This is a genomic window from Salinivibrio sp. PR919 (assembly GCF_001995355.1).
Taxonomy (GTDB): domain Bacteria; phylum Pseudomonadota; class Gammaproteobacteria; order Enterobacterales; family Vibrionaceae; genus Salinivibrio; species Salinivibrio proteolyticus.
The window spans coordinates 43350-51790 of sequence record NZ_MUFL01000017.1 but is presented as its reverse complement, the minus strand read 5'-3'; the positions used below and the strand labels follow the sequence as shown (position 1 = coordinate 51790).

Sequence of the window (8441 nt, the reverse complement as noted above, 5' to 3'; positions counted from 1 at the left end):
GCTTGGTGATGTCGTGTTTGTCGATCTACCCGAGGTTGGCGACAGTACTGAACAAAGTGAGAGCTTCTCTTTGGTGGAATCAGTGAAAGCCGCGTCTGATATCTATGCCCCCGTGGATGGTGAAGTCGTCGCTATCAATGAAGATTTGGAAGATAGTCCAGAGCTGGTCAACGAAGCACCCTTTGAAGGTGGCTGGATTGCCAAAATTAAGCTGGCTGACGATACCAATTTGGATCACTTGATGGATGCAGACGCGTACGCGGCAACGATTGAAGACTAATTCAGGACGAATACCATGACGCAAACTCGTTTACTCGATAGCCTAGTGGCCGATAATGATTTTATCGCGCGCCACAATGGCCCCGATATCAATCAGCAAAATGCGATGCTGGCGGCGATCAATGCCACCAGCCTTGAGCACTTAATTGAAGAAACTGTCCCTGCTGACATTCGCTTGCCAAAGCCGTTAAACCTGAGTGCGCCCAAAAGCGAAACCCAGATGCTGGCCGAACTTAGCAACATTGCCGCGCAAAACACCATTAAGCGCAGCCTGATCGGCCAAGGCTACTACCACACGCATACTCCACCGCCTATTTTACGCAATGTGTTAGAAAACCCGGGCTGGTACACGGCTTATACCCCCTATCAGCCCGAGATCTCGCAAGGCCGACTCGAATCGTTGCTGAACTTCCAGCAAATGGTGATGGACTTAACGGGGATGGATTTGGCCAACGCATCGCTGCTCGACGAAGCCACTGCCGCGGCGGAAGCCATGACTCTGTGTAAGCGTGGCGGCAAGCACAAAGGCAACGCGTTTTTTGTTGCCAGTGATGTGCACCCACAAACGCTGGACGTGATTAAAACGCGCGCTAACTTCCTCGGCTATGACATCATTGTTGATGACACCGACACGCTGAATCAGTACGACGTATTTGGCGCCCTGCTCCAGTATCCTGGCACCACCGGTGAAGTACGCGATCTCAGCACGCTGATTGCAGACGCACAAAGCAAGAAGACGCTAGTCGCAGTCGCCACCGATCTACTTTCACTCACCTTGCTTAAAGCGCCGGGTGAAATGGGCGCGGATGTGGTGATTGGGTCGGCACAACGCTTTGGCGTGCCCATGGGTTATGGTGGCCCACACGCCGCCTTTATGGCCACGCGTGACAAGCTAAAACGCACCATGCCCGGCCGCGTGATTGGCGTATCGGTCGATAGCAAAGGCAACCAAGCCCTGCGCATGGCGATGCAAACGCGCGAACAACATATTCGCCGTGAAAAAGCGACCTCCAATATTTGTACCGCCCAAGCGTTGCTCGCCAACATGGCTGCTTTTTATGCGGTGTATCACGGCCCAGAAGGCTTGAAGAAAATTGCCCGCCGTGTGCATCATCTGACCGCACTGTTCGCCAAATCGGCACAAGCGGCGGGATTGAGCCTTACTCACGACAGCTTCTTTGATACCGTCACGCTCAACACAGGCGAGCAAACCGATGCCTTGTACCAACAAGCGCAAGATGCCGGTTTTAATCTGCGTAAATTGGATGGCCAGCTCGGCGTGAGCTTTGATGAAGCGAGCACGCTAGCAGAAGTCAATCAATTACTTACCGCGCTTACCGGTCAAGGCAATGCAGAAAGCGTGGCGAGCGATATTGAAGCCGATGAATTTGCCGCGATCCCTGCCGCATGCCGCCGCACCAGTGCATACCTGACGCACCCCGTCTTTAACCGCTATCACAGTGAAACCAAGCTGATGCGGTATATGAAGGCGTTGGAAAACAAAGACTTCTCCCTTACCCACGGTATGATCCCATTGGGCAGCTGTACCATGAAGCTGAATGCCGCGGCCGAGATGATCCCCGTCACCTGGCCAGAATTTGGTGCCCTGCATCCGTTTGTGCCATTGGAGCAAGCCAAAGGTTATCAAACACTGGGTAAATCACTGCGTGACATGCTGTGTGAAATCACCGGCTACGATGAGATCTCCATGCAGCCGAACTCAGGTGCGCAAGGGGAGTATGCGGGCTTAATCGCGATTCAGCGCTACCATGAAAGCCGTGGCGACAGTCATCGCAACGTGTGCTTGATCCCAAGCTCTGCCCACGGTACCAACCCTGCTTCCGCGGCAATGGTTTCGATGAAAGTGGTCGTAGTTGGCTGCGATGACGACGGCAACATCGACATTGACGATCTGAAAGCTAAAATCGACAAACACCGCGATGCGCTCTCGTGCATTATGATCACCTATCCATCGACACATGGTGTATACGAAGAAACCGTGCAGCAAGTGTGTGAGCTAGTACATGACGCTGGAGGCCAAGTTTACTTGGATGGCGCCAACATGAATGCGCAAGTGGGGCTGACCACACCCGGCTATATTGGCTCAGACGTTTCTCACCTCAACCTGCACAAAACCTTCTGTATTCCCCACGGTGGCGGCGGGCCGGGCATGGGGCCAATTGGGGTGAAATCGCACCTTGCGCCTTTCCTCCCTGGTCATGTGGAGCAAGGTGACGAATTTGCCGTGTCGGCCGCACCAATGGGCAGTGCCTCGATTTTGCCTATTTCATGGGCGTACATTGCTATGATGGGTGAACAAGGCCTAACGCGCGCGACCGAGTTAGCGATTCTCAGTGCCAACTATGTGATGGAGCGTTTGCGTCCCTACTACCCCGTGCTTTATCGCGGCAAAAACGGACGCATTGCGCACGAATGTATTATCGACATTCGCCCTCTAAAAGAGGCATCCGGCATCAGCGAAGAAGACATCGCCAAACGCTTGATGGATTATGGCTTCCACGCGCCGACCATGTCCTTCCCGGTCGCGGGTACTCTGATGGTTGAACCGACCGAAAGTGAAAGCCAAGAAGAGTTGGATCGCTTCTGTGATGCCATGATTGCCATTCGCGAGGAAATTGCCAAGGTGCAAGACGGTGAGTGGACGCTGGAAGACAACCCATTGGTCAACGCGCCTCACACCCAAGCGGATCTGATGGCAGACGAGTGGTCTCACGCCTATTCCCGTGAGCTGGCTTGCTTCCCATCCGCCCATAACAAGGCAAGCAAATACTGGCCATCGGTCAACCGTGTCGATAACGTCTACGGCGACCGTAACCTGATTTGCTCTTGCCCTAGCATTGAAAGCTATATGGATGAATGACTTATCCTGTCTGAGGCATTAGTTGTTTAGCGAGTTATCAAGTACAAAGGCCACGTCTAAAGGCGTGGCCTTTTCGTCACATTATAAGTGATATTTTACGTTGGCCATCAGCATTAATTCATCGCCAAACTTGACATTTTGCTGTACGCCACTATCTTCATATTCATATTCGCCTGTATGGTGAAGGTAATTTAACTCCGCACCTACACTCCACTGATCAAATTTATAATTCAGCCCTGTTTGAGCTCCTAATACCATATCACTCATTTCATGGTTGAAATCATCAAACTGCCAGTCACCAAAGWATTCTTCATAGCCTACCTTTCCTCCAATATTCCATGAAATATTGTTTGTTAAAGGGAGCAAATAATCATATCGAGTGTAGATAGTTGCGACTTCGGTATCCGAGTAATCAAATTTTTCTCTATCTATACTTCTATAATCAATCCCAAGACTAAATTGATGAGTATTATTGTATGTAACGCCACCTCTTAGTCCTACGATAGGGCTATTGTCGATATCAAATTTATGCTTACTACCATCTAGCGTTATTTCTTGCTTCCCACTGATATTAGTTCCGGCATCAAACCCAACAAAGTATTGATAGTCTGTATTCTCTTCAGCATTGGCAATAAAAGCCGCTGATGTTAACGCACCAAAAAATAATATTTTAAATTTCTTACTCATCATGATTAGCTCCCGTATTATGTGTTAGGTTATCATTTTATAATAATTGTTTTAATATGATAATTTTATCATTTAAAGGATAGAACACCCCTCCTGAATGAAAACTGAACAAAAAAAGATTGCAGCAGGGTTAGTGTTTCTAAATGAAGAAGCAGGGTGAAATGATAAGAAAAAACATTACGTTATATTTTTTAGGACTATGTTCAGGTTATGTTCAGAAAAGTAATGTACGCCAGTTGAGAGGTAGTTATTACTAGTCACTCCCAAGCAATAAAGTGAAATGTATGAAAGTGTACACTTTTCAGTTTAACCCGCGTTTATTCAAACTAAACTCAACAATCTCGAGGCTCAAATTTCCAAGCCTATTTGATGATTATTACAAAGCTTAGGATAAGTCAAACAGTCTCATTTTTTCAATAATTAGCTCATATGCGCGTTGAAAAACAGGGCCTTTAGCGCCTTTCTGGCTTGTTAACAATACACAAGGCCAAAGTACTTCTTGCGCAGAAAATCCGCTACCTGTTATCTTAATGATCTTGTCGTCAACAAACGGTGACGCTAAGTGATCGGGTAAGATAGTCCAAGCATCGGGTGTTCTGTTTAAACATTCAACCATCATATTCACTTCTGTAAAACTACAGTAAAAAGGACTTAAAATTGTCAAATCCTCTAATTCTGATGCTAAGAAACTCTCTAAAATAAACTGTGGCTTTACTTGAAGGTAAGACCTTGTATAGGAATAACTTTCACCTATCTTAGGCTTATTTACATATAGTGAACATGCAATCTGACCTAGCGTGAGTGCATCGAGCCCATCTTTTGGTTTCGCCCGATTAGATAGAATTTGTATACTCATATCAATAACTTGGTCACTCAAGTCATGAATGGCCTTAGTTTTATTCTGACATAATAAATTAATTTTAGACGATGGAAACTCTACAAGAAGTTGATGTCTGACCTCAACAATCACCTGGCGAGGAATCGTAGTATCATAGGAAATCGTCAGAGATCCTTCTATACCATGAAAAATACCATCAGCCAAACTCTGAATCTCTTTTTGTTGTTCAAGCAATAATTTACTGTAATTATAAATTTCTTTTGCCTCGTCTTTGAGTACCGGAAGCTTTCTATCACGATTAAAGAGATCGACGCCTAACTCTATTTCCAGGTAGCTCACGAGCTGATGAACAGATGATTTATCTTTCTTTATCCTGCGTGCTGCTGCGCTAAAGGAGCCACATTCCACTACCGCAACGAAAGCTTCTACTTGCTCAAACGTAAACATTGTCATTTCTACCGCCAGTCCGATGTTTGGATAATCCCAACATAACAGAGGTGCATTCATCGGAAAAGTGCGTAAGGCTTATCCCAATTGGGAAGTAGTAGGCACAGAGATGAGACTGCCGAGGGTTATTAACTAATGAAAAATACATCAAGACCAGAGCACATTAGTAATGATAGAAAGGGAATAGCTAAATGGTTTAGCTTGGCTGTATTACTGATAGCACAAATTGGAACCATGGGTGACAACTCTGGCCTCTCTGTTGCGACCGAGTCCTTAATCAGTGAGTTAGGTGCTTCAGTCTCGGACATCGCCTTTGCTAATGCTATKTATCCCATGATTGCAGGGGCATGCATGGTCGCAGGAGGAATGCTAGGTTTAATCTGGGGATGGAAGCGCCTGTTTCAAGTGGGCGCTCTGCTTCTTTGCACTTCTGAAATCATTGCATCCTACACTGATAGCATCCAAGTATTTATTTTTATAGCAAGAGTCTTGTCTGGCTTTGGAGCCAGCTTTCTAATTCCTGCTGTATTAGGACTAATCGCTGGGATATACACAGATAAAAAGGAYAGAGCTATTGCATTTGGCGCGGTAGCGGCTGCTTTAGGGCTTGCTAACACTGGTGCTCCGCTAATATTTGGGCTTCTAATCGACAGGTTTAATTATCGTGTTGCGTTTGAGTTTCTTGCTGTTTGGTTTGGGATAGTATTTTTGTTAGGTTTCTTTCTTGACAAGGTTGAAAATCAGAAAGAAAAAATAAGTTTTGATTTTATAGGAAGTATACTCGCTTCAACAGGGCTAATCTCTTTTATTTTTGGATTATTAAAAATTCCCGAGTGGGGCGTGCTCTCACCGTTATTACCAAACATACATATTTTGGGTATTAGCCCTACGTTACCTCTAGTGGCCTTCGGTATTGCTGTTTTATTTATTTTAATCAAATGGGAGGAGAAGTTTGAAATAAAAAACGGTTCCTGCTTAGTGCCAAAGTCATTCATATCATCTCCTCAGCTCAAAGATGGACTTTACATGTGTGGCATAGTCTTTTTTGTCTTAGGGGCTTATATTTTAATTGGAATTACCTATTGCCAGTTGGTTGCTGGGTACAGTGCTACTGATACCGCAATGTTACTCTCGGTATTTTCTATTGCTATGTTATTCACTTCACTTATCACCCCCACTAAATTCGCTAATATATCTTCTAGAAAACTATGTATAATAGGGATTTATTTATGTTTTTTTGCTGCATTATCTGGCGCTCTAGGCACTGAAACCGATTCAGTCAATGTCATCTTTTATGGGTCTTCCTTATTTACAGGTCTTGGCTGTGGCATTATCGCTTCCCAAGCATCACTGATTGTGACCGCTGCGGTCAACCAAAGAGACGCTATTCAATCTGGAGGTGTACAAGCAACCTCTCGGAATATAGGGCAAACTATTGGTATTGCAGTTCTTGGTAGTGTTTTAATGTTTTCACTAACAAGCACAGTGAAGTCTGACACAGAAAATAGTGAAATAATCAGCAGTAAGACCAAAGAGCAAATAGAAGGCATATCATATATTCCTTTCTCTAGTGATAAAGATTTTTATACGCTTATATCAGAAAATATCACGCAAGAGAAAGACTACCCTGAATTAGTTAACATTAATAAAGAAGCAAGAAAGTCATCTGCTCAATTATCTTGGTTAGTTCTTTCAATAATATGTTTGATTAGCACTTTCACTTTAACAAAAAACATCCCTGACTATTCACTGTCAAAGCGTAAATCATAAGAAGAGGTTATCAAAATGTGCACACAAATATCAATTAAAACATTAAATGACGATATTATAACTGGACGAACAAACGAGTTCGGTCAATATTACAGAAACAATATCAGTTTTTTCCCGAGAAACTACGAAGTTCCAAACGTTGCCATTGGAAAGTGTACTAATAATTACAAATCAAAATATGCAGTTATTGGCTGTAATGTAGGAGACTTGTTCGGTAAAGAAGCGTCTTGTCTTAGTTTTTTATGCGATGGAATGAATGAAGAAGGATTATCTGCGGGAGTGCTATATTATCCTAAAATGGCAACATATGATATTGTAGATTCAGCCACAGAAAAAATGATTGATATACTCGCTGCACCTTATTTGATCTTATCTCAATGTAAAAACGTTGCCGAGGCTAGAGAATATGTGGAATACCACCAGGGGAAATTTGTAGTTCTAACTGGCACCGAATATCCTGGACACTTCTTATTTATCGATAGAGAAGGTGACGCAGCAGTCTTCGAGCCTGATCAAAAGGGTCGTATAGAAATAAAAGCGTCAAATGGTATTATGACTAATAGTCCTCAATATGAATGGCATCTAAAAAATCTAGGGGCATATTCAAACATTCAACAATTTGATACAGAAGACTCTGTTCTTCGAAACCTTGATGGTAGCTCTGTATTATCTCATGGCACATGCGGCGCTTTCGGTTTACCCGGTGATACATCGCCTAATTCACGTTTTATAAAAGCAAATTACTTAGCTAGTGCAAGCACTAAATCAAATGTCGTGACTGCAGAAGATGGTGTTCTTCGCCTTATTCGAATATTCAATAACTTTGATATTATTCCGGGAATGGCATTAAAGCGTTTACCTCAGAAAAAAAATGAAGAAGAAGCAAGCGGAGAGGTTCCCAACACAGCAGTAGATAATGCCGTTGAAACTGATTTTGAAAATACGGTTTCAGCTCATACAGATCACACGATTGTCAAAGACCTTACTAATCTCAAACTTTACTATAAAGACTGGGCAAACCAGTCAATACGGTATGTCAGCTTTGACGATTACAATCTTGATGGAAGCGAACTTCTAACGATCAAGATGGTAGAAGATCAATCGTTAAAAGCACAGAAAGTCATTATGAAGTAACCAAATAAAAATTAAGAGGAGGGGTTGAGCCCCTCCCCTAATTATTTTACAACCTGTTCAAATTTAAACCAAAACCATTCATTGTACAATGGCCGATTGTATTGCTTCCAGTTGCTGATTTTGTACTTGGATTTTCTCATCATTCAAGACCTGTTTGAGGCTTTGATGATCTGATCGCGGCTCGGATGATAAGTTCAATGATTTAGGAAACAACGCCGGTCAGGCCCATAGTCAATGCCTAAATCTATCTGTAGAGCTGTTTTTAATCTGCATCTAGAACATTGATATGGCGAGCTTATTTTATTATACTCAACATCCTGCGCACCCATATGATTAGCAAATTCTTCACCTTGTTACGTATCGCTGACTAGAATTAGTGCTATACATCCTGTTTAACGAGTGAGC

At 43.7% G+C, this 8441-nt stretch carries 6 protein-coding genes; 4 read left to right on the top strand and 2 right to left on the bottom strand.

All coding sequences use genetic code 11. From position 1 onward, the window contains the following. A partial coding sequence (gene gcvH, locus BZG83_RS05145) for a glycine cleavage system protein GcvH (RefSeq protein ID WP_077479619.1) occupies positions 1 to 280 on the top strand: 280 nt, incomplete at its 5' end. Between the two features lie 15 nt (positions 281 to 295). Next, positions 296 to 3160 (top strand): aminomethyl-transferring glycine dehydrogenase, encoded by a 2865-nt coding sequence (gene gcvP, locus BZG83_RS05140; protein ID WP_077479618.1) that lies wholly within the window; start codon positions 296 to 298, stop codon positions 3158 to 3160. 81 nt (positions 3161 to 3241) lie between these two features. Here gcvP and BZG83_RS05135 read toward each other — a convergent pair whose 3' ends face one another. After that, on the bottom strand, positions 3242 to 3850 hold the full coding sequence (locus BZG83_RS05135) for an outer membrane beta-barrel protein (RefSeq protein WP_077479617.1): 609 nt from the start codon (positions 3848 to 3850) through the stop codon (positions 3242 to 3244). A gap of 382 nt (positions 3851 to 4232) precedes the next feature. Further along, on the bottom strand, positions 4233 to 5192 hold the full coding sequence (locus tag BZG83_RS05130; RefSeq protein WP_077479616.1) for a LysR family transcriptional regulator: 960 nt from the start codon (positions 5190 to 5192) through the stop codon (positions 4233 to 4235). 75 nt (positions 5193 to 5267) lie between these two features. Here BZG83_RS05130 and BZG83_RS05125 point away from each other — a divergent pair, with 75 nt between their 5' ends. After that, the gene (locus tag BZG83_RS05125; RefSeq protein WP_077479615.1) at positions 5268 to 6902 is read left to right on the top strand and encodes an MFS transporter; all 1635 of its coding nucleotides are present in this window, start codon (positions 5268 to 5270) and stop codon (positions 6900 to 6902) included. A gap of 15 nt (positions 6903 to 6917) precedes the next feature. Next, positions 6918 to 8036 carry a linear amide C-N hydrolase gene (locus BZG83_RS05120; protein WP_077479614.1) on the top strand — a complete coding sequence of 373 codons (1119 nt, stop codon included), beginning with the start codon at positions 6918 to 6920 and terminating at the stop codon, positions 8034 to 8036. Positions 8037 to 8441 lie beyond the last annotated feature (405 nt).

Coding starts and splice junctions, on each gene's coding strand:
- BZG83_RS05130 (WP_077479616.1), bottom strand. CDS start 5,192: ATGAATGCACCTCTGTTATGTTGGGATTATCCAAACATCGGACTGGCG.
- gcvP (WP_077479618.1), top strand. CDS start 296: ATGACGCAAACTCGTTTACTCGATAGCCTAGTGGCCGATAATGATTTT.
- BZG83_RS05120 (WP_077479614.1), top strand. CDS start 6,918: ATGTGCACACAAATATCAATTAAAACATTAAATGACGATATTATAACT.